The sequence below is a fragment of the Akkermansiaceae bacterium genome, from assembly GCA_024233115.1.
GTDB lineage: Bacteria > Verrucomicrobiota > Verrucomicrobiia > Verrucomicrobiales > Akkermansiaceae > Oceaniferula.
The window spans coordinates 600,128-620,346 of sequence record JACKQB010000002.1; the positions used below are offsets into that span (position 1 = coordinate 600,128).

General features: G+C 57.2%; 16 protein-coding genes. 9 read left to right on the forward strand and 7 right to left on the reverse strand.

The window, feature by feature from the left end:
• Positions 1-31 precede the first annotated feature (31 nt).
• The 4 genes from trpD to aqpZ form a co-directional block, all read right to left on the reverse strand.
• Complete coding sequence (trpD, locus tag H7A51_06740) at positions 32-1,087, reverse strand: anthranilate phosphoribosyltransferase (protein ID MCP5535917.1); 1,056 nt, start codon at positions 1,085-1,087, stop codon at positions 32-34.
• Between the two features lie 154 nt (positions 1,088-1,241).
• Entirely contained in the window at positions 1,242-1,400 is a 159-nt protein-coding gene (locus H7A51_06745; GenBank protein MCP5535918.1) for a DUF433 domain-containing protein, read from the reverse strand.
• A gap of 68 nt (positions 1,401-1,468) precedes the next feature.
• Positions 1,469-3,574 carry an ATP-dependent DNA helicase RecQ gene (locus H7A51_06750; protein ID MCP5535919.1) on the reverse strand — a complete coding sequence of 702 codons (2,106 nt, stop codon included), beginning with the start codon at positions 3,572-3,574 and terminating at the stop codon, positions 1,469-1,471.
• Between the two features lie 115 nt (positions 3,575-3,689).
• On the reverse strand, positions 3,690-4,400 hold the full coding sequence (aqpZ, locus tag H7A51_06755; protein ID MCP5535920.1) for an aquaporin Z: 711 nt from the start codon (positions 4,398-4,400) through the stop codon (positions 3,690-3,692).
• A 101-nt stretch (positions 4,401-4,501) separates the two neighbouring features.
• Here aqpZ and H7A51_06760 point away from each other — a divergent pair, with 101 nt between their 5' ends.
• The 6 genes from H7A51_06760 (at position 4,502) to H7A51_06785 (ending at position 13,460) form a co-directional block, all read left to right on the forward strand.
• Positions 4,502-6,094, forward strand: coding sequence for a glucose-6-phosphate isomerase (locus H7A51_06760; protein ID MCP5535921.1), 1,593 nt, complete (start codon positions 4,502-4,504; stop codon positions 6,092-6,094).
• A gap of 38 nt (positions 6,095-6,132) precedes the next feature.
• Positions 6,133-6,759 (forward strand): hypothetical protein, encoded by a 627-nt coding sequence (locus tag H7A51_06765; protein MCP5535922.1) that lies wholly within the window; start codon positions 6,133-6,135, stop codon positions 6,757-6,759.
• A 109-nt stretch (positions 6,760-6,868) separates the two neighbouring features.
• Positions 6,869-8,008: a glutamine-hydrolyzing carbamoyl-phosphate synthase small subunit gene (gene carA, locus H7A51_06770; protein MCP5535923.1), complete on the forward strand. Its 1,140-nt coding sequence runs from the start codon at positions 6,869-6,871 to the stop codon at positions 8,006-8,008.
• 128 nt (positions 8,009-8,136) lie between these two features.
• Complete coding sequence (locus tag H7A51_06775; protein MCP5535924.1) at positions 8,137-9,405, forward strand: adenylosuccinate synthase; 1,269 nt, start codon at positions 8,137-8,139, stop codon at positions 9,403-9,405.
• Between the two features lie 341 nt (positions 9,406-9,746).
• Positions 9,747-12,455 (forward strand): cation-transporting P-type ATPase, encoded by a 2,709-nt coding sequence (locus tag H7A51_06780; GenBank protein MCP5535925.1) that lies wholly within the window; start codon positions 9,747-9,749, stop codon positions 12,453-12,455.
• Positions 12,456-12,575: 120 nt separating this feature from the next.
• Positions 12,576-13,460, forward strand: a complete 885-nt coding sequence (locus H7A51_06785) for a universal stress protein (protein ID MCP5535926.1) — start codon at positions 12,576-12,578, stop codon at positions 13,458-13,460.
• Positions 13,461-13,536: 76 nt separating this feature from the next.
• Here the strand turns inward: H7A51_06785 and pdxH are convergent, their stop codons facing one another.
• Positions 13,537-14,187 carry a pyridoxamine 5'-phosphate oxidase gene (gene pdxH / locus H7A51_06790; GenBank protein MCP5535927.1) on the reverse strand — a complete coding sequence of 217 codons (651 nt, stop codon included), beginning with the start codon at positions 14,185-14,187 and terminating at the stop codon, positions 13,537-13,539.
• 118 nt (positions 14,188-14,305) lie between these two features.
• Between pdxH and H7A51_06795 the strand changes: the two genes are divergently transcribed.
• Positions 14,306-16,003, forward strand: a complete 1,698-nt coding sequence (locus H7A51_06795; protein ID MCP5535928.1) for a cation:proton antiporter — start codon at positions 14,306-14,308, stop codon at positions 16,001-16,003.
• Between the two features lie 17 nt (positions 16,004-16,020).
• Here H7A51_06795 and H7A51_06800 read toward each other — a convergent pair whose 3' ends face one another.
• Both H7A51_06800 and H7A51_06805 read right to left on the reverse strand, forming a co-directional pair.
• A complete protein-coding gene (locus H7A51_06800) occupies positions 16,021-17,319 on the reverse strand; it encodes a type II secretion system F family protein (protein ID MCP5535929.1) in 1,299 nt (432 codons plus the stop codon).
• Between the two features lie 45 nt (positions 17,320-17,364).
• Entirely contained in the window at positions 17,365-19,068 is a 1,704-nt protein-coding gene (locus H7A51_06805) for a type II/IV secretion system protein (protein ID MCP5535930.1), read from the reverse strand.
• A 157-nt stretch (positions 19,069-19,225) separates the two neighbouring features.
• Here H7A51_06805 and H7A51_06810 point away from each other — a divergent pair, with 157 nt between their 5' ends.
• Together H7A51_06810 and H7A51_06815 are read left to right on the forward strand one after the other, a co-directional pair.
• Positions 19,226-19,576, forward strand: coding sequence for a hypothetical protein (locus H7A51_06810; GenBank protein ID MCP5535931.1), 351 nt, complete (start codon positions 19,226-19,228; stop codon positions 19,574-19,576).
• Between the two features lie 132 nt (positions 19,577-19,708).
• Positions 19,709-20,215: a CHAP domain-containing protein gene (locus tag H7A51_06815; protein ID MCP5535932.1), complete on the forward strand. Its 507-nt coding sequence runs from the start codon at positions 19,709-19,711 to the stop codon at positions 20,213-20,215.
• Positions 20,216-20,219 lie beyond the last annotated feature (4 nt).

A 20,219-nucleotide genomic window follows, 5' to 3' on the forward strand; every position in this document is an offset into this window, starting at 1 on the left:
GGTCATGGGCTGACTCCGCACGCTTTACCGTCTAATCACCCACCGATTTCGAGACTTCCTGGAGACGGTGTAATTTTTCCAATGCCTGCCCTGAATCAATTAGTTCCGCGGCAAGTGACACCCCCTGCCCCATCGTATCGGCCAATCCTGCGCAGGCCAGACCAGCACCGGCATTGAGCAACACCATCTCGCGTTTCGGGCCCGTCTCTTTTCCACTGAGAATATCGGTGAGGATTTTTGCGTTCACCCCGGCATCACCACCTTCCAAATCGGCAACGTCGCATACGGACATACCAAAATCCTCGGGAGACACTTCTTCGTCGACCAACTCCTGATAACGTCCCGATTTACAAACCCGGGTTGAGCCTAACAAACTCACTTCATCGACAGGTCCCCCGTCAGCCGTCGAGCCATGCACGACCCAGGCGCTGTCGCGGCCAAGACGTTGCAGAATATCAGCGAACACCGAATCCATATCCGGATCACAGACACCGACAAGCTGGCATTCAGGCCGCGCGGGGTTCAAGAGAGGCCCGATCAAATTGAAGATCGTCCGCACGCCCTCGGCGGCAAGCATTTTCCTTACACCCACAACCGACTTGAACGCAGGGTGATAGAGCGGAGCAAAGAGAAAACCAACGCCCGCCACTTCCAAACAACGGCGAAAATCCTTTGGCTGAAGCTCAAGCTTGACCCCCAGAGCTTCCAACACATCGGCACCACCGCTTTTCGAAGTAATCCCCCGGTTTCCATGTTTCACTACCACTGCTCCTCCAGCCGCGATGACAAACATACTGGTCGTGGAAACATTAAACAGGTTCAGTTTGTCACCACCCGTGCCACAGACATCAATCGTAGGCCCGTCAAACTCCATTTCCGAGACACCCGGATCAACGGCATGTTCCAGGAATGCTTCCACAAACCCGGCCAACTCCGTCGCGGTTTCGCCTTTAACTGTTAGCCCTTTCAGGAAACGCGCTTTTTTGGCATCGCTGACACTGTCACTCAGCAGCATCTCCACGGCTACATCTATCTCCCGCGAGCTTAGCTCCCTGCCATCTTCTACATGTTCGATCAATGCGTCCATACCTGAGGAAGTCTAAGCTTGGTAGTGACGATTGACCAGTAATTTTCGTCCCCGTATTTTTGATAGCTTCCGAGTAAGGTTCATGATAGTGTGTCTGGTTTAGTGATTGTGTATCTTTCAAACTAACAACACGTCACTGGATTCAGAGTTCGGCTTATTTTATTGGGATATAGCAACCCGTTGACGAGGTTTCTATAGCTTCTTTAATCTGATCGAGCAAAGTTTGGGCTTTGACTCTTGTCCCTCGGAAAACAAGCGCCCCTCCGAGAATTCCAGGATCTGAGTGGACTGGACTGTGATCTAATGTGACCATGATCGCGCTATACGCTGATCCTGTCTCTATGCAATATCATTTGCTCATTTGCAGAACGCTACTTAGAATCAGTGCTTGGCTATCTCATCGATGAAAGGCTGTAGATACTTCCCCGCCTTGACCGTCCCTACTCCCTTGATACGCATTCCCGCCTCCATGCTTTGAGGGCGTAACCGGGTAAAACACTCCAGTGTCTTGTTAGGAAAAACCAGATAGGGAGGTATACCGTCCTCCCTGGCCAGCGCCGCGCGCAGGTCCTTGAGCCTGGAATACAACCTGGAGTCGAAATCAAACTCTTCCAGCACGACCCCCTCTCCGCCGGCCATTGCCGTGGGCGCATGCCGTTCCGGCCAGACGATCCGGCAGCGCGACTTACCTAACATCACTTTTTCCCCGAGTGGTGTCAACGTCAGCAAGGGGTATTCACCTTTCTGGGTAAACACCAGTCCGGCGTCATGCATGGCGCGAAACAGTTCGTTCAGATACGCCGTGCCCATTTCCTTGAGTAGACCGTAGGTGCTCAGCGTGTTGAGGCGGACCCTTAGAATCTCCTGGGATTTGCTGCCCATCAGCATTTGTACGACCCGGCCACGCCCAAACCGGCCCTCCCAGCCATTGGCTGTTTTCCGGCTCATCCTTGCAACGCCACTCAGCGCCTTGCGGACGATCAATTCCTCGGCATCGTTTTTGGCGGTCCGCGCATCGCCGCCGAAGGCATCCGAACAGACATCACAGGTGCCGCAGGTGCCGGCGTTGTCTTCACCAAAATACTCCAGGATCGCCTGCTGCCGACACTGCCGACCATAACACATCTGCACCATGGCATCGAGTTTCTGCCGGTCGCGGCGCTCTTTTTCCTCCAGTGCCTCCCGGTTGATGTCCAGGTCGCGGACAAGCACATCCGGGCGCTTGAGGCGCGTCCCCTTCATGCGCTTGCCAGGGATATCAAAACGCTCGACATAGCCGCCGCGCATCAGGACCGCCAGGGCCGAGCCGACAGCCATGCCATTTTTCATCCCTGCCCCCTCCGCCATCTCGTCCATGGTCCTGCGGACTTCGAAGTTCTCATCAGCATCATTTTGCAAAAACTGATAGATGTTACAAATTTGCTGGTACCCCGGGTTGGCACCCTCGATAAAGAATTCCTGTGTTCTCGTATCGGCATAGTTGAAAAACAACTCGCAATAGGCCTCGTCGCCGTCCCGGCCCGCCCGCCCGGCTTCCTGATAATAGGCTTCCACGCTGCCGGGGATTTCAAAATGGGCCACAAAACGCACATCCGACCGGTCAATGCCCATACCAAAGGCATTGGTTGCCACCGCCACATCCGCCTTGCGGCTTATAAACTCGTTCTGCGTCCGCTCCCGCTCCTTCTCATTCATACCACCGTGGTAAGCGATGCATTTGACCCCCCAGCCAAACAAGGTCTCCGCCACTTCCTCAACACGCTTGCGGGTGGAGCAATACACAATCCCCGTTTTCCAATTGCTTATGATCTCCCTGAGCCGGGCATACTTCGCCGTATGTTTGTCCACCGATGTGATCGCCAGCGACAGGTTGGGTCGACTGAATCCACTCACCGTTTCGAACGGATCACGCAGGGCGAGCACACCGAGGATGTCTTTTCTAACAATCGGCGTTGCTGTGGCCGTGAGTGCCAGTGCCTGGGGGCGGCCCATTTTCTCCAGCACTTTCCCGAGGCGCATATACTCTGGACGGAAATCATGCCCCCACTGGCTCAGGCAGTGGGCCTCATCGACGGCGAAAAGTGATACGTTGATATCCTTGAGCGCCGCCATGAATGACTCGGCGCGAAACCTTTCCGGTGCAATGTAAACCAGCTTATACTCCCCCGACCTCATCCGGTCGATCCGGTCCCGCTGCTCGGGCCACCCGAGGGTCGAGTTGATCATCGTGGCCGGTATGCCCTTTTTCTGAAGGGCATCCACCTGGTCCTTCATCAGGGCGATGAGGGGCGACACCACGAGCGTCACGCCATCAAGGCACATGGCGGGAAGTTGGTAGCAAAGCGATTTACCACCACCTGTCGGCATCACCACCAGACCATCCTGCCCCGACAGGATCTGGTCCACCACTTCCTCCTGCCCGTCGAGGAATCCGTCGAAGCCGAAAAACTCCTTTAATGCCTCCAGGGGCTCTCGCACAGCTGCCATACGGTCCGCAGAAAAACAAAACCGCCCCGGGATAGCAACCCCGAAGCGGTTTGGACACGCGAATTCGCGCGGATTTTCAGGTTAGGGGTAAAGTGAGACAGCCGTAAATAAGGAATCAGTCTTCGCTACCGAGCCATTTGTAGACGATGCCAGCCAGCGCCGCACCAAGAATGGGAGCAGCCCAGAAAAGCCAGACCTGGGACAGGTGCCCTTCTGTCGAAAACAGCGCCGAGGCCAGACTCCGGGCCGGGTTTACCGAGGTGTTGGAAACTGGAATACTGATCAGGTGGATGAGGGTGAGCCCGAGGCCAATGGCGATCGGGGCAAAGCCCGCCGGTGCCTTTTTGGCAGTGGCACCGAGAATGATCATCAGGAACATGAAGGTCATGACTACCTCGCAGAGGAAGACAGCCCCCATGCCGTATCCACCCGGTGACAGCTTTTCAAAGCCGTTCGACGCAAATCCGGCTGCCTCGAAGCCTGTTTTTCCTGAAGCAATGAGAAAAAGAACTCCCGCCCCGGCAATACCACCGACCACCTGGGCGACCACATAGGGTAACAGGTGAGTGGCTGGAAACCGTCCACCCAGCCAGAGTCCCACGGATACCGCTGGATTCAGGTGACAACCGGAAATATGACCGATCGCATACGCCATGGTCATCACGGTCAACCCGAAGGCCAAGGCCACACCGACAAAGCCGATGCCGAGGTTGACTCCCCCCGGCTTGTCGAGGAAATAGGCGGCAAGTACCGCGCTTCCACACCCGCCCAGCACCAGCCAGAAGGTGCCCATCAATTCAGCTGCTAATTTTTTAATCATGATCAAATAGTAGGTTACATGCCCCTAGACGGATCCGTCGATAGAAAATGTCACATCTGAACCAGTAAGCTCTTGAATATTGTGGCTCGCGGCACATAAATCCCCCCATGTCCACACCAGCAACACCCGCTAATTGGAAAACGTACCAAGACTCTCTCACCCGCTACCCTGAGCTCGGGTTCTCCATCGACACTTCACGGATGGATATCCCCGCCAACTACGCGGATTCACTTTCAAGCGAGATCACCCGTGCCTTCGACGGCATCAAGGCCATCGAGGCGGGCGAGGTCATGAACCCGGATGAAGGGCGCATGGTCGGCCACTACTGGCTGCGCAACGCTGAGCTCGCGCCTAACGGGGAAATCAAAAAACAAATCACCCAGCCCATCGCTGACCTCAAGGAGTTTGCCCTCAAGGTGCGCCGTGGTGACATCACCACCCCGAAAGGTGCCCGCTTTGAAAACCTGCTGGTCATCGGCATCGGCGGCTCGGCCCTCGGCCCCCAGTTCATCTACGAGGCCCTCGGCGCCGACAGCCCGCTGAAAACATTTTTCTTCGATAACACCGATCCCGCCGGTATCGACACCACGCTTTCCGAAATCATCAGCGGCACCCATGGCGGGCTTGGCAAGACCTTGTCACTGGTCGTATCCAAATCCGGCGGCACACCGGAGACTCGTAACGGGATGCTGGAAGCGCAATCAGCCTATGAATCCACCGGCCTTGATTTCGGTCCACACGCCGTTGCCATCACCGGCGAGGGCTCCCAGCTGTACAAATTCGCGGCTAACCATGGCTTCCTCGCCACCTTCCCGATGGAGGACTGGGTAGGCGGTCGCACTTCGGTCATGTCCACGGTCGGCCTCGTCCCGGCAGCACTCCAAGGGATCGATATTGATGCTCTGCTCGATGGTGCCAAGGCCATGGACGAGCGCACCCGCGTCCCCAGCACCACAGATAACGCAGCCATGCAGCTCGCTCTCGCCTGGCATCACGCCGGCAACGGCAAGGGTGAAAAAGACATGGTCGTCCTTCCCTACAAGGACTCACTGGTGCTCTTTTCCAAATATCTCCAGCAGCTTGTGATGGAGTCATTAGGAAAGGAAAAGGATCTCGACGGCAACACCGTCCATCAGGGCATCGCCGTTTATGGTAACAAAGGCTCCACCGACCAACATGCCTATGTGCAGCAGCTGCGCGACGGGGTCGCCAATTTCTTTGCCACCTTCATCGAAGTCAGAAAAGGACGCACCGGCGAAAGCGTCGAAGTCGACCCCGGCACCATCGCTGCCGATTACCTCCAGGGGTTTATGCGCGGTACCCGGACTGCCCTCTATGAAAGTGGCCGCAAGTCCATCACCCTTTCCATCGAGGAAGTCAACGCCCGCACCATCGGTGCGCTGATCGCCCTGTTCGAGCGCGCCGTCTCCATCTACGCCCTCCTGGTCAACATCAACGCCTACCACCAGCCCGGTGTGGAAGCGGGTAAAAAGGCCGCCGGTATCTTCCTCGACCTCCTGCAGCAAGTGAAGGCCGCCCTCACTCCGGACGACTTGACAGCCGATAAAATTGCAGCAAGCATAGGAGCTGATCCTGAGGACGTCTACCACTGCCTCAATCACCTCGCCGCCAATGGTGCAGCCAGCCTTACCCAGGGCAACTCCCCGGCAGAAGACACCTTCTGCTCCCTCGTTAAATAGCGGGCCTCAATAAAAATAATAACAACAAAAAAACCACCATGAAACCCCTCGCACTCATCACACTTGCCGCGCTGCTTGCCACCCCTGTTTTTGCCAAGGCACCGAAACCCATCCCCAAAAACGCGAGCCGCGTGGCGGTCTCTGCTTTTAACAGAGCCATCAACGACGCCTGTCGTGACCTCACTGAGCAAAAGCCGGCAACCACACTACCGCAGCCAGTGCTCAAACTCGGCAAACAATGGCAGCCGAAGTGGCTGGTGGCCAAGGACGGCAGCGCGATGATCGTCCGCTTCATGCCCGAAAACGATAAACGTCTCGAGTACGGACAGGTGGATGTTTATATCACCACCAAACCATTCACCACCAAGCTCAAGGAAGCACCCAACGTCATGGACGAGGGCGCGGCCATCGAGTTCGAGATCCAACGCTGGCTCCCCCAGAAATGGAAAAACTACCAAATCCCGGCACTTAACAACCTCAAGCTGCGCGGATACGAGGACATGCAGAGCGGCGGAGCCGACAATGATGTCCACGCCACCGAACCCTTCGCCATCAAAACCCAAAGCGGCAAGGTCTACTGGCTGGTCGTCAAAGCCGAGTCCGGTTACCATAAATCCCTGGGTATGACACTCCAGAAAGCACTGAATGCCCTGGCATTTGAGTAATCGGCCGACGAATCTCTGTGTTCTTCAACTTCAAACTTGAATCTTCCCGCGCGGCAACTCAGGCTGCGCCCGCCGCCCCACTCAATCGGGGCAGGTAACGATAGTTCCCATGAAAGCAATCCTCGCACTCGAAGACGGACGCACATTTGAAGGTGAAGCCTTCGGCCACACTGGAACCACCACCGGAGAGGTTTGCTTCAACACCTCAATGACTGGTTATCAGGAAGTTATCACCGACCCCTCCTACCGTGGCCAGATCGTCACCATGACCTATCCGCTGATCGGCAACTACGGGGTCAACCCGGAGGATGCCGAGTCCAGCCAGCCTCACATCCGTGGCTTTGTCATCGGTGAGCTCTCCCCGATCGCGTCGAACTGGCGCTCGCGCCAGTCGCTGCCGGATTATTTTTCCGAACACAAAATCATCGGGATCGAAGGGGTCGACACCCGCGCCCTGACCAAGCACCTGCGCTCGGCGGGCGCCATGCGCTCATGTATCAGCACCGAACTCTCGGCGGAAGATGCCATCACAGCCGCCCAGCAATCAGCTCCCATGGCGGGCTCTGATTTTGTCAAAGAAGTATCCACCCCGGAAAGCTACGTCTGGCATGGCGAGTCACGCCAGTGGACCATCCCCAGCCCCTCGACCGGACAAGTCGGCAACTACATCGAGCTTCCGGAAATAAAGTACAACATCGTCGCCTTCGACTTCGGTATCAAATGGGACATCCTCCGCCACCTCCGCCAAGGTGGATTTAACGTCACTGTAGTCAACTCCCGCACCACCGCCGAGGAAGTGCTCGCCATGAACCCGGACGGCGTTTTCCTCTCCAATGGACCCGGCGACCCCGCGGCCCTGGACTACATCCATGCCGAAGTCAAAAAACTACTCGGCAAGACCCCCATGTTCGGGATCTGCCTCGGCCACCAGATCCTCACCCACGCCTTCGGGGGCAGCACTTACAAACTTAAGTTCGGCCACCGCGGCGGCAACCAGCCGGTCAAGGACCTACGCACCGGAAAAATATCCATCACCGCGCAGAACCACGGTTTTGCCTCTGACCCCGACTCCCTCCCGGACAACGTCGAGATCACCCACATCAACCTCAACGACCAGACCGTCGAGGGGTTCCGCCACAAGGATCTCCCCGCCTTCTCCGTCCAGTACCACCCCGAGGCCGCCCCCGGACCCAACGACGCCACCTATTTCTTCTCCGAGTTCGCTGAGCTTATCGAGCAGGCTCGATAGAGTTACCAGTTATTTGTTATCGGTTATTAGGAACCTTCGTCATCACCTCCTAATCGATCACCATCCAATAACTCAACCACTCGCTTGCGCCCAATAACCAATAACAAATATCGAATAACTTCCACCACATGAACACCATCATTTGCGGTCTCCAATGGGGAGACGAAGGAAAAGGCAAAATCGTTGACTACCTCACCGAAACGGCTGATGTCGTTGCACGCGGCCAGGGCGGCAACAACGCCGGCCACACCGTCATTGCCAACGATACCAAATACGTCCTTCACCTCGTCCCGTCAGGCATTCTCTGGGAAGGCAAGACCTGCATCATCGGTAACGGCGTCGTCATGGACCCCGTCGGGCTTTGCAAGGAAATCTTCAACCTCGAGACAGCTGGCATCCCTGTCCCTGCGGAAAAACTGCTGATCTCCGACCGCGCTCACATCGTGCTCCCCTATCACTGCGAGCTTGATGCCGCCCGCGAAGCAGCGCTCGGCAAAAATAAAATCGGCACCACCAAGCGCGGCATCGGTCCAACCTATGCCGACAAGGCAAACCGGATCGGCCTACGCCTCGCCGATATGTTAGAGGAAGGCACCGCCCGCGAACTCATTGCCATCCGCCTCGATGATGCCAACGAGATCCTGGAAAAACACGGTCTGCCTACGTTCACCGTCGATCAGGTCTGGGCAGCGGTCGCCCCCGCCATCGAACGACTCCGCCCCCACGTCACCAACACCATCCCTGTTCTCCACAAGGCATGGAAAGACGGCAAAACCATCCTCTTTGAAGGTGCCCAGGGCTCTTTCCTCGATGTCGATTTCGGCACCTACCCCTTTGTCACTTCTTCTAACACCACCTCGGGCGGCGCCTGCACCGGCTCCGGCCTGCCACCGACCGCCATCGACCGCGTCGTCGGTGTCTGTAAAGCCTACACCACCCGCGTCGGCTCCGGCCCGTTCATCACTGAAAACGACGAAATCTCTGATTACTTCCACGCCCGCGGCATGGAGTTCGGCGCCACCACCGGCCGCCCCCGCCGCTGCGGCTGGCTCGACATGGTTCTGATCCGCTACGCCTGCATGGTCAACGGAGTCACCGACCTCGCCGTCACCATTCTCGACGGCCTCGACGAGCGTGAAAGCATCCTCGTCTGTGTCGCCTACGACATCGACGGGCAACGCCACGAGTTCCCACCCGCCAACCGCGCCGCCTGGAACCGTGCCCAGCCGGTCTACGAAGAACTCCCCGGCTGGCAGACCGATACCACTGGTGCCCGCTCCTGGGACGACCTTCCTGAAAACGCACGCGCCTACCTCACCCGCCTCGGCGAACTCGCCGGAGCACCGGTCAGCTACATCGGTAACGGGCCCAAACGCGAGCAGACGATTGTGGTCTAGTAGGGCAGCTTTGCAAGCTGCCGACAACCCGCGCTCAGCCAGCCGACAGCTTACAAAGCTGTCCTACCTTGACCCACGGCTACCACACGGGACGCGTTGTGGCCATCCGGGCAGCCGAGCATGGGTCCGCGTGTTCCATCTCTACCCGCATTTTCCAGTCCGCTCTCTCACGGTGTCTGCAAAAAAATGACGGGGAGTCCATTTGAGCTTTAAAAACGGGTGGATTTTACTACCATGCAGCTGGGTGGATCCGTGATGTATTTTTGCCAATGCCACCTTTGCCGGCCCCAGCCTAACGGGCTGAACAACCTCAATCTAACTGCCCCTGTCAGGGGTTGGTCATGAAAACGCTCAATAATATCAACTGGCATGAGTTGCCGGGCGATCAAGTGGTCGGGCTGCTGGAGGGAGACGCAGCCTCAGGCCTCACTGATAACGAGATTGAGGCGCGTTTGCGACAATTCGGGCCAAACCAAATGACGGCAAGAAAACGGCTCAGCGAATGGATGCGGTTCCTGCTGCAGTTCCACCAGCCGCTGATCTATATCCTGCTCGCAGCCACGGGGATTACGGTGGCACTGGGTGAGTGGGTGGATGCCTCCGTCATCTTCGGTGTCGTTTTCGTCAATGCCGTCATCGGTTATCTTCAGGAGGCAAAGGCAGAGAAAGCCATCGACGCGCTGGCGGCAATGGTCGTCACCGAGGCCACGGCGCGGCGCGGTGGCGAAAAACGGCGGATTCCCTCGGTGCAGCTCGTGCCCGGCGATGTGGTGCTGCTCCAGTCCGGCGACCGTGTTCCCGCCGACCTGCGCCTGTTGCACCAGCGCAATTTACAAATCGAGGAAGCCGCACTGACCGGTGAATCCGTGCCGGTTGAAAAACAGACCGAGTCGTTAGGTGAAGGGTCAATCCTCGCCGAGCGCACAAATCTTGCTTTCACGGGTACGCTTGTGACCTACGGCCAGGGCGAGGGTATCGTCTTTGCCACAGGCGACCGGACCGAAATGGGCCGCATCGCGGGCCTGATGCACACAGCCGAGGATTTGCAGACCCCGCTCACACGCAAGATCGCTCAGTTCAGTCGCTTGCTGCTATACGTGATCCTCGGGCTGGCCGCCGTCACGTTTGTCGTCGGCACCCTGCGTGGACAATCGTGGGTGGATATGTTTGTAGCCGCCGTCGCCCTGGCCGTCGGCGCGATCCCCGAGGGGCTGCCAGCGGCGCTGACGATTACCTTGGCAATCGGCGTTTCCCGCATGGCCAGGCGACGTGCGATCATCCGCAAGCTGCCAGCCGTCGAGACACTGGGCAGTACCACCGTCATTTGCTCGGATAAAACCGGCACGCTCACGCAAAACCAGATGACCGTGCAGGAAATTTACGCGGGCGGGCGCACCTACCACGTCACCGGCAGTGGCTACGAGACAAACGGGGAGATCCACTACCAGCAATCCCCCGTGGTCATTGGCGAAAATGTCGCGCTTATTGAAACACTCGGCGCCGGGCTGCTGTGCAACGATTCACAGCTCGTTTGTGATGACGACGGCCGCACCGGCGTGCAGGGTGACCCGACTGAAGCGGCACTCATCGTCGCCGCGCAGAAAGCGGGGCTTTCCGGGGAGGAGATGGTCGGACGCTTGCCGCGGATAGAGAGTATCCCCTTCGAGTCTGATTACCAATACATGGCCACCCTGCACGGCACCCGTAGCGAGCCTAAGATCATCTACATGAAAGGTGCGGTCGAAACCATCATCACACGCTGCTCCCACACCCTCACCGATGACGGCGGTCTCGGACAGCTCGACAGGTCACTCGTGCTGCGTCATGCCGAGGATATGGCCGCACGGGGACTGCGTGTGCTTGCCTTCGCCCGGCGCGAAATGCCCACCGACCATGATGGTCTGGACCACGGGCATGTCACCGCAGAACTCACCTTCCTGGGTATCCAGGGCAAGCTCGATCCGCCGCGTCCCGAGGTCATCGAGGCCGTTGCCAAGTGCCGGAGCGCCGGCATCCGCGTGAAGATGATCACCGGCGACCACGTCCTCACCGCCAAGGCGATCGCGGCACAGATCGGACTCGATGGCGGCACCGAAGTCGTCGCACTTTCCGGTCGCGATTTGGAAAAACTCAGCGACGGGGAACTGGCGGATGCCACCGAAACCACCTCCGTTTTCGCCCGTGTCGCGCCCGAGCAAAAACTGCGCCTGGTCAAGGCACTGCAATCACACGGCCAGGTCGTCGCCATGACCGGGGACGGTGTCAACGACGCCCCCGCACTCAAGCAGGCCGACATCGGCATCGCCATGGGTATTACCGGTACCGACGTGTCGAAGGAAGCCGCCGACATGATCCTGACCGACGACAATTTCGCATCGATCGAAGCCGCCGTGGAGGAGGGCCGCGGGGTGTTTGACAACCTCACCAAATTCATCGTCTGGACCTTGCCGACGAACTTCGGCGAGGGACTGGTCATCCTTGCCGCCATCTTCGCCGGCACCACTTTACCGATCCTGCCGGTGCAAATTCTCTGGATCAACATGACCACCGCCGTCCTGCTCGGCCTGATGCTCGTTTTCGAACCGATGGAACGCGGGATCATGAGACGACCACCACTCGACCCGAAGATGCCGATCCTCACCGGCTGGCTACAACTGCGCATACTGTTAGTCGCGCTGGTCCTGCTCGCTGGCTGCTTCGCGCTCTTCGCCTGGGAACAGCAACGCGGCGCAAGCGTGGCAGAGGCCCGGACGGTGGCCGTGAATGTCTTTGTCATGGTCGAACTTTTCTACCTCTTCAACTGTCGCAGCTTTACCCGCTCGATGTTCACCATCGGCCTGTTCTCGAATCCCTGGGTCATCTTCGGCTCGCTGGCGATGGTCGCGCTGCAACTGATCTACACCTACACACCGATGATGCACGCGCTGTTCCACTCCGCGCCCATCGGCCTCGACTCCTGGTGGCGCATCCTCGCCGTCGCCACCTTCGCCTACCTCCTCGTCGGCATCGAAAAACAGATCACCAACCGATTCAAGCGACATAATTGTTAGTTAAAAAACCATTCCGCACGCCGCCGGCCACAATCGGGCTGATCGGTCTTGACAGGACTGCAACCTGTGCGGATGCTGTTACTGCAAACATCCTTTTTAAATCCTCATCCTGCCATTCCCATGAACAACAAAGCACCCATCATCGTCGGTATTGATTTTTCAGCCTCCTCCCCCTTTGCGTTACGTCAGGCTGTGCATATTGGCAGCCTGACAGGATCTCCAGTGGTTGCGGTCCACGTGCTTAATACGAGTGTGCTGGATCACTGGGCGGGCACCGTGGAGCAGGCTTCGGCGCATGCGTCCTTGGTGATGCAGGCAGAAGCCCGGTTGACAGCCCTGATGCAGGAGGAGACACCGGATGCCGAGCTGTTGTTTGAGGTATGTATCGGTCGGCCTGCCGAGCAGTTGAGCCGTATTGTCAAGGAAAGGAAAGCCGTGTTGTTAGTGATCGCAGCGAATGACATGACCAAGGAACGCCTTGGCTCCATTTCCTCCTCCTGCGTCCGCACCGTGGTGACTGACGTCCTGGTCACCCGCGACTGGCAGAGTGGAGACTTCAGGAAAATCGTCGCCTGCACGGATCTCTCGGCCACCTCCGGACGGGTGGTTGAGAAAGCGATCGAGCTGGCCGAAGTAAACAAGGCGGCACTGGAGTTTGTCCATGTCATGTATCCCCCGGACAAGGATTACTGGGGGTCTACCATTGATGACGTGGGTGATGGCTCATTGGGTTATGTGGAGCGCACTCGCCGCAGGGTACAGGACGCCATGGCGCAGGTGCTCGAGCCGTTTACCAGCCAACTCGGGAAGCTGGAGCACTCTTCGGTCATTCTTGAGTCCACGGTGCCCTCGGTAGAACTTTCCTGTCACATCAAGGACACCGGTGCCGACCTGGTCGTACTCGGCACCCGGGCGCAATCCAAACTGGCGAGCATCTTCGTCGGCACCAACGCGGAGAGATTACTCCACGAAGCCCCGGTTTCCGTCCTCGCTGTCCGTAGTTAGGCCCTGCTGGGCCATGACATGGCTTACCGACAACTTACAAGGTTTTACTCCATTGGGCCTGGGTGCGTCGCTTGGTCTATGGCGCAAGTCGCTCGATTTTCCAGCCGTCATTTATTTTCGAGTAAAGAAAGCGATCGTGGACACGGCCTTTGCCGCCTTGCCAGAACTCGATGCGTTCGGGTCTAACACGGTAGCCGCCCCAGAAGCTGGGGAGCGGAACATCGCCGCCTTTGAACTTGGCTTTTAATTCCGCCATTTTGTTGAGCAGTAGGGCGCGGGAATCGATCACGCTGGATTGATCCGACACCCAGGCACCGATCTGGCTTTCGCGCGGCCGGGAGGCGAAGTATTTCAAGGATTCTGCGGTGCTGACTTTTTCCACCGACCCTTCGATACGCACTTGCCGCTCTAACGGGAGCCAGGGAAAGAGTAGCGAGGCCATGGGGATGGCGGCCAGCTCCTTGGCCTTGGCGCTGCCGTAGTTGGTGTAAAAGACAAAGCCATTTTCATCGAAAAACTTCATCAACACGGTCCGGGCCGCCGGGCATCCGTCGAGTCCGACCGTGGACAGCGTCATTGCGTTGGGCTCGTGGAGTTTCACTTCGCGGGCTTCGGCGAACCATTTTTCAAACTGCAAAAACGGATTCTCCGCCATATCAGCACGGTGCATCTCGCGACTACCATACTCCTCACGCATTGCTGCAATTTCCTCACGGCTCTTGGACATGCCTGTTTATTAAACTCCAAACGCAAAATACCAAATACCAAATGCTCCAAATTCCCAATTTGAAGTAGATGTCTGTATTTGCATTGGCAGGAAAGTGGTTCTCGCAGTATAAGCGGGCATGCCTCATGGTTTATTGGCAGCGGCAACGGAAGTGCCATCGTTTTTTGTATTGCTCACCCTGATCCTTGGCTCGGTGGTGGTGATTTCGCTGGTGCTGACACGCTTCAAACAATCCTTGCTGGTAGGCTATTTCATCTGCGGACTTGTATTGGCTAACAGCGGCATCCTGCACTGGGCGGGTGCCAACTCCAGCTCCATGATCCATGCCCTGTCTGAGCTGGGAGTGATCCTGCTGCTGTTCACCCTCGGTATCGAATTCTCCGTGGATGAACTCAAGCATCTGAAACGCCCGGCCTTTCTCGGTGGCGGCATCCAGATGGGGCTGAGCACACTGGCGGGAACCGCAGTCGCATCCATGGCCGGCTTGCCGATGAACCACGCCCTGGCCATCGGCTTTGCCGTGGCCCTCTCCTCCACAGCCGTCTCGATCAAAACCTTCCAGGACATGGGCCAGCCGGACAGCCCGCAAGGACGCGTCGCCCTGGGTATCGCTCTTTTTCAAGATCTTGCAGTCATCCTGTTTATGGTATTGCTGCCTGCGTTGTTAGGGGATAGCGACCAGCCTATGCTATCGCTCGGCCTCGCCTTGGCCAAGGGCTTGGCGTTCTGTGCGGCGGTGGTGTTTTTAAGCCGCTACGGCATCCCGCACATCATGGACGCGGTCGCCAAAACCAGAAGCCGTGAGTTGTTTACCGTCACCGTCGTCGGGCTGTGCTCCGCGGTTGCCGTTGGTTCTGGAATGCTGGGGCTGAGTCCGGCCCTGGGTGCCTTTGCCGCCGGGGTTGTGGTCAGCGGCTCGATCTACAGTCATCGGGTGCTGGCGGATGTGTTACCATTCAAAGACCTATTCCTCACCGTCTTCTTTGTTTCGATAGGCTTGTTGATCGATGTGCAGACGATCACCCAGAACTGGCTGGCCATCCTAGGATACGCCCTGTTAGTCATTGTGGTCAAAGGAGCCATCGTTGCCATCGCCGCACGCGCCTCGGGGGTACGTATGGGCGACTGGCTGACCACGGCGGCAGCGCTTTGCAGCACGGGTGAATTCTCCATCGTGCTGTTAAACCGGGCAGGAGAACTGGGAGCCCTCACACCGCTGACGGAGCAAATCCTGCTGGTAACCACCGCACTCACCATGGGGTTGGTGCCATCGCTGATGAAATGGAGTTTGCCCGCCATCAAAAAAATGCGTCAAGTCACACATAGCACCGGAAGGTCTGACAAGCATCTGGGTATGAAGGGAAAAATCGGGGACCTCCAGGATCACGTCATCATCTGCGGTTATGGCCCGGTGGGCAGGAATCTCCACGAGAACCTTCACAAGTCGGATATCCGCGTAGCGGTTATTGAAATGAACGCCAACACGGTCAAAGAACTGCACGCCAGGGGGACCAAATGCATTTTTGCCGATGCCAGCCACAGGATCGCGCTCGAGCTTGCCCGGATTGGCACAGCCCGAGCCATCGCCTTCACCTTTCCTGTCAAGGAAGCGGTTCTATCCGCCCTGCCAGCCATCCGGGAGTTAAACCCCAAATTACCCGTCTACGCCCGCACCAAGTTTTCCTCTGATTACGTCGAGCTGATAGAAGCGGGCGTCAACCAGGTCATCCTCGACGAGGAACAAAGCGGCCGCGCCATGATCAAATCCGTGATGCAGTGTTACCCCGGATCGTTTGATGCGGAATGGGAGGCCTAAGCTAGCGATGAGTTTGTCTATCTTCCCCCGAGGTTATCAATGGTCTGGAAGATGGCGGTGATCATGAGATAGGCCATGGTGCCGATAAGCAGGGCCATCACAACCAGCACGACCGGCATAATAAGCTCCATCACCCGGGCGAGGTTTTTGTTGAGTTCGGAGTCATAGCGCTCAGCTGCGCGCCGGAGCGAGTTATCGAGTTTACCCGTTTTTTCCCCCACGGACACCATGTCGATCAGAAGTGGTGGAAATATCCCCGAGTTAATGAGGGCCCGGGAGAAGGACCGGCCGTCCCCGACCATCTCGATGACACGATCCATGTGCTGTCGGATGTGGAGGTTCTGGGTGGCATCCCGTGCCAGCTCCAGGGATCTGAGCAATGGCAGCCCGTTGCCTACCAAATTCGCAAGGGTTTCCAGAAACTGGACATAAAACCGCGACTCGATCACCTTACCCATCAGGGGAAGTTTTAACTTGGTCCGGTCCCATGTCAGCTTGTTCGCCTCGGCATCCTTCCAGGCCTTGAAAACAAGAGCACTGCCAACAATGGTGAGTATCAGCACCAGCCACCATTCCTGGAAAAAGTTACTGGCACCGATCAAGATCTTGGCACCGAGCGGTATTTTCCCTCCAGGCGTACTCGAAATCAAGTCGGTGAGTTGGGGGATCAGCTTGGTCACAAAAATCACCCCCACCCCGATACCCGCGAGCACGAGAAACGCCGGATAGATCAAGGCCAGGGTAACCTTGCTTTGAAGTTCCTGCAGGGTCTTCAAATAATGGGCCTGTCGTTTCAGGATGGTATCGAGCGCACCACTCGCTTCACCTGCCGCAGCCAGGCTACAGTAGAGCGGGCCAAAGCTGTCGCTGGTCTTTTTCAATGCCGCTGAAAAGCTACCACCGTCACGGACAAACTGCCTAACCCCCCGCGACACATCCTTCAGTGACCCCAGCTCCTCACGGTTTTCCATCGATTTAAGGGCGGGCTCAAGCTGGAGTCCGGCACCCAGCATCTCGCTGAGCTCTTCGGTAAAAAGCACAACCTCGGAACGTTTCAGCTTCAGCAAACCGTTTGCGTCCCGCTGGGTGCCTTTGCCACCGCTCTGCCCTTTGGCGGCATCCTTGGCGGGGGATTTTGCACGTGTCGGTTTCGCGGATGTCTTCGCCTCCTTCGCCGCCGTATTGATGCTGAGGGAAACCGGTTGCAGACCACGCCGACCCAGCACCCTGAGAGCTTCAGGACGATCACCAGCTGTGATCTCGCCCTGGCTAACCGCTCCATTTTTACCAAGTGCCTTGTAGGTGAATACCGCCATGAATGATCCGTTTAAATGAGAATAGCTACAAAATGATGGGTGGCACTAACAAAGCTCCGCGCTGGTGACGGAAATCACCTCTTCCAGTGTCGTATCGCCCGAGAAACATTTATGCCAACCATACTCGCGCATGGGCACGTAGCCGTCCTTGTACGCCTGGTCGAGCAACTTACGGTTGTCTTCGCCTTTGACAATAAGATCCTGCATCGCCTCGGTGAGTAGAACAACCTCGTAAATGGCGAGTCGACCGCTGAAGCCGGTTCCCCGACAGCGGTCGCAACCGACCGCATCGTAACACTGGCCGGTGATGTGATCCGGGATTTCCAACTCCTTGCGCTGGAAGTCTGTCAGCTCGTGCGGAGTCTTGCAGTTGGGGCAGAGGCGGCGCACAAGCCGCTGTGCCAGGAACGCGCGGACGGAGGCTGAGAGAAGGAAGGATTCCACGCCCATATCGATTAGACGGCTAATCCCGCCCATGGCATCGTTGGTGTGGAGGGTGCTGAAAACGAGGTGACCTGTGAGAGATGCCCGGATGGCGATCTCCGCCGTTTCCAGGTCACGGATCTCACCGATCATCACGATATTCGGGTCGGCCCGAAGAATCGAACGAAGGCCACTCGCAAAGGTGAGGCCGATCTCCGACTTCACCGCAATCTGCATCACCCCGGGAAGCTTGTTTTCCACCGGGTCCTCAATCGTGACAATCCGCGTATCTGGTGAATTCACCTCACTGAGGAAGGAATACAGGCTGGTCGATTTACCGGAACCCGTAGGTCCGGTGATCAAACAGATGCCGTTGGAGAGCTTGAGTAACTGCTTGATTTTATCCGCCACAAAAGGCTCCAGCGCGAGTTTCGAGATGGTGAATTTTTCCTGGTTCAGAAGTCGCAGACTGACGCTTTCACCTTCCACGGTAGGCACGGTGGCAACACGGACATCGATGGTGCCCCCTTCAAACTGCAGGTTGATCCGGCCATCCTGGGGCAATCTTCTCTCGGCGATATCGAGATGTGCCATGATCTTGAGACGGGCGATCACGGAGCTTTGCAGCGCCTTGATGTTATCGGGCACGGTGACATCCACCAAGAGACCGTCTATCCGGTAGCGGATACGCAGGTTATCGTGGAGCGGCTCGACGTGAATATCCGTGGCGCGCTGCTGTAGCGCCTCGCGGATGATCTGGTTGACAAACTTGACAACACTGGCCTCCTCATCCTCATCGGCGTCGATGATATTGGCCTCATCGGCGGCTTCGAGGTTATCGTAATCGAGATCGCGCCCTTCCAGGATTTGCTCAAACGTATCGGCACCCACACCATAGAGTTTTCGCAGTGAATCATGGATGCGGCGGCGTGACGCCATTTTCCAGATGATCGGCAGCTCAATCTGTTGGGTGGCAGCCTGACGGGCCACGAGATTGAGTGGGTCATAGGTCAGCAGGACCAGACTTTGTTTGCCTTCGTCCCCTTCCAGCTCCATAGGGAGCAAACGATGCGCCAGAGCGACCCGGGGACCGCATGCGGCGCGGATTGGTCCGACATTTTCAAAATCGGGGATGGTCGCCACCCACTCCATACCGGTTTTCAGGGCCAGGGCGGCGAGGTAGGGCTCTTCATCGACAGCGCCGGAATCGAGCACGTCATCGACAGGAGACCGCTGCTGCTCGGCCGCTGTCTTTACGACATCGGCAAGTGCTTCAAGGTCTTCACAGCCGCTATCGCGGGCGGGAGCAATAAGTAGGTCAGTCATTCATGAATGGGCGGTTGTCGCCGTGCGTGGTGATCACTATTCACTTAAACGCCGAAAAGGCAATATTCTGTCTGATTAAATCCCCCGATATGACATGAAGTTGCGGGCGGAATCCATTTTCCAGGGAGAAAATGCACATTTGCCACGTATTGGGCTTATGTCGCCTTGTTTGAGACTCCTGATCTTCCTTCCACTGGCTGTCGTCAGCCTGGTTCCTGTCGGGGCCGGAACCAGTCGGGAAAGCACCTCGGGACTCAAGGGCAAGGTCATGTGTGGCTATCAGGCATGGTTCCGGTGCCCGGATGACGGCACCAGGCTCGGCTGGAAACACTATTCCGCCCAAGGTGAATTCGCCCCGGCGAAGTGTACCATCGAGCTCTGGCCTGATGTCAGGGAGTTGTCGGCACACTTGCGTGTCAAAACACCCTTTCGCCACCCGGACGGCTCCGTCGCGGAAGTTTACAGTGCACTGTTTTTACTGGTTGACATTAAATCAAACTTAGTTTAACCCCCCTCTGTTGTGTCGCGTAAATTCTTATTGGTTTTAGCTATACTTTTAACCCCAATCATCATTGGCCTGGGGATGAAGCTGTTCTGGCACCAGGAGAGTGATGAACCCTCGACGCGGCCAATTCCACCAGTGGGGGCAATCGTCGACCGCGAACGCGGCGTTGCAATTCACTCTAACGGGAAAGACTGTTACGAGAGTCACGGTGAGCATTATTCGAACGACGACGGTTATTATTATGGTAGGTGCTGGCAGTGTGTTGAATTTGTCAAACGCTACTACCATGACCGGTTTCACCATCACATGCCGGATGTTTGGGGGCATGCCAAAAGCTTTTTCAACACCTCCCTCAAACATGGGGAAATCAACCGGGACAGGGCTCTGGTGCAGTACCGTAATGGTGGTGATGAAAAACCACGGGCTGAAGACCTGCTCGTCTACACGCATGGCGAGTATGGCCATGTCGCCATCATCAGCAAGGTCGAAGCCGACTCGGTGGAAGTCGTCCAGCAAAACATCGCGGGCCTTCCACGGGTAAGGCTGCCGTTGGTCAAAACCGCGGACGGCTGGCTGCTGGGAGGGACCAACAAACCCGCAGGCTGGCTGCGACTGCCCCCGCATTCCGAGGGTGGCAGCTAACTGG

Coding starts and splice junctions, on each gene's coding strand:
- trpD (MCP5535917.1), bottom strand. CDS start 1,087: ATGGACGCATTGATCGAACATGTAGAAGATGGCAGGGAGCTAAGCTCG.
- H7A51_06745 (MCP5535918.1), bottom strand. CDS start 1,400: ATGGTCACATTAGATCACAGTCCAGTCCACTCAGATCCTGGAATTCTC.
- H7A51_06750 (MCP5535919.1), bottom strand. CDS start 3,574: ATGGCAGCTGTGCGAGAGCCCCTGGAGGCATTAAAGGAGTTTTTCGGC.
- H7A51_06760 (MCP5535921.1), top strand. CDS start 4,502: ATGTCCACACCAGCAACACCCGCTAATTGGAAAACGTACCAAGACTCT.
- H7A51_06765 (MCP5535922.1), top strand. CDS start 6,133: ATGAAACCCCTCGCACTCATCACACTTGCCGCGCTGCTTGCCACCCCT.
- carA (MCP5535923.1), top strand. CDS start 6,869: ATGAAAGCAATCCTCGCACTCGAAGACGGACGCACATTTGAAGGTGAA.
- H7A51_06775 (MCP5535924.1), top strand. CDS start 8,137: ATGAACACCATCATTTGCGGTCTCCAATGGGGAGACGAAGGAAAAGGC.
- H7A51_06780 (MCP5535925.1), top strand. CDS start 9,747: ATGAAAACGCTCAATAATATCAACTGGCATGAGTTGCCGGGCGATCAA.
- H7A51_06785 (MCP5535926.1), top strand. CDS start 12,576: ATGAACAACAAAGCACCCATCATCGTCGGTATTGATTTTTCAGCCTCC.
- pdxH (MCP5535927.1), bottom strand. CDS start 14,187: ATGTCCAAGAGCCGTGAGGAAATTGCAGCAATGCGTGAGGAGTATGGT.
- H7A51_06795 (MCP5535928.1), top strand. CDS start 14,306: ATGCCTCATGGTTTATTGGCAGCGGCAACGGAAGTGCCATCGTTTTTT.
- H7A51_06800 (MCP5535929.1), bottom strand. CDS start 17,319: ATGGCGGTATTCACCTACAAGGCACTTGGTAAAAATGGAGCGGTTAGC.
- H7A51_06805 (MCP5535930.1), bottom strand. CDS start 19,068: ATGACTGACCTACTTATTGCTCCCGCCCGCGATAGCGGCTGTGAAGAC.
- H7A51_06810 (MCP5535931.1), top strand. CDS start 19,226: ATGTCGCCTTGTTTGAGACTCCTGATCTTCCTTCCACTGGCTGTCGTC.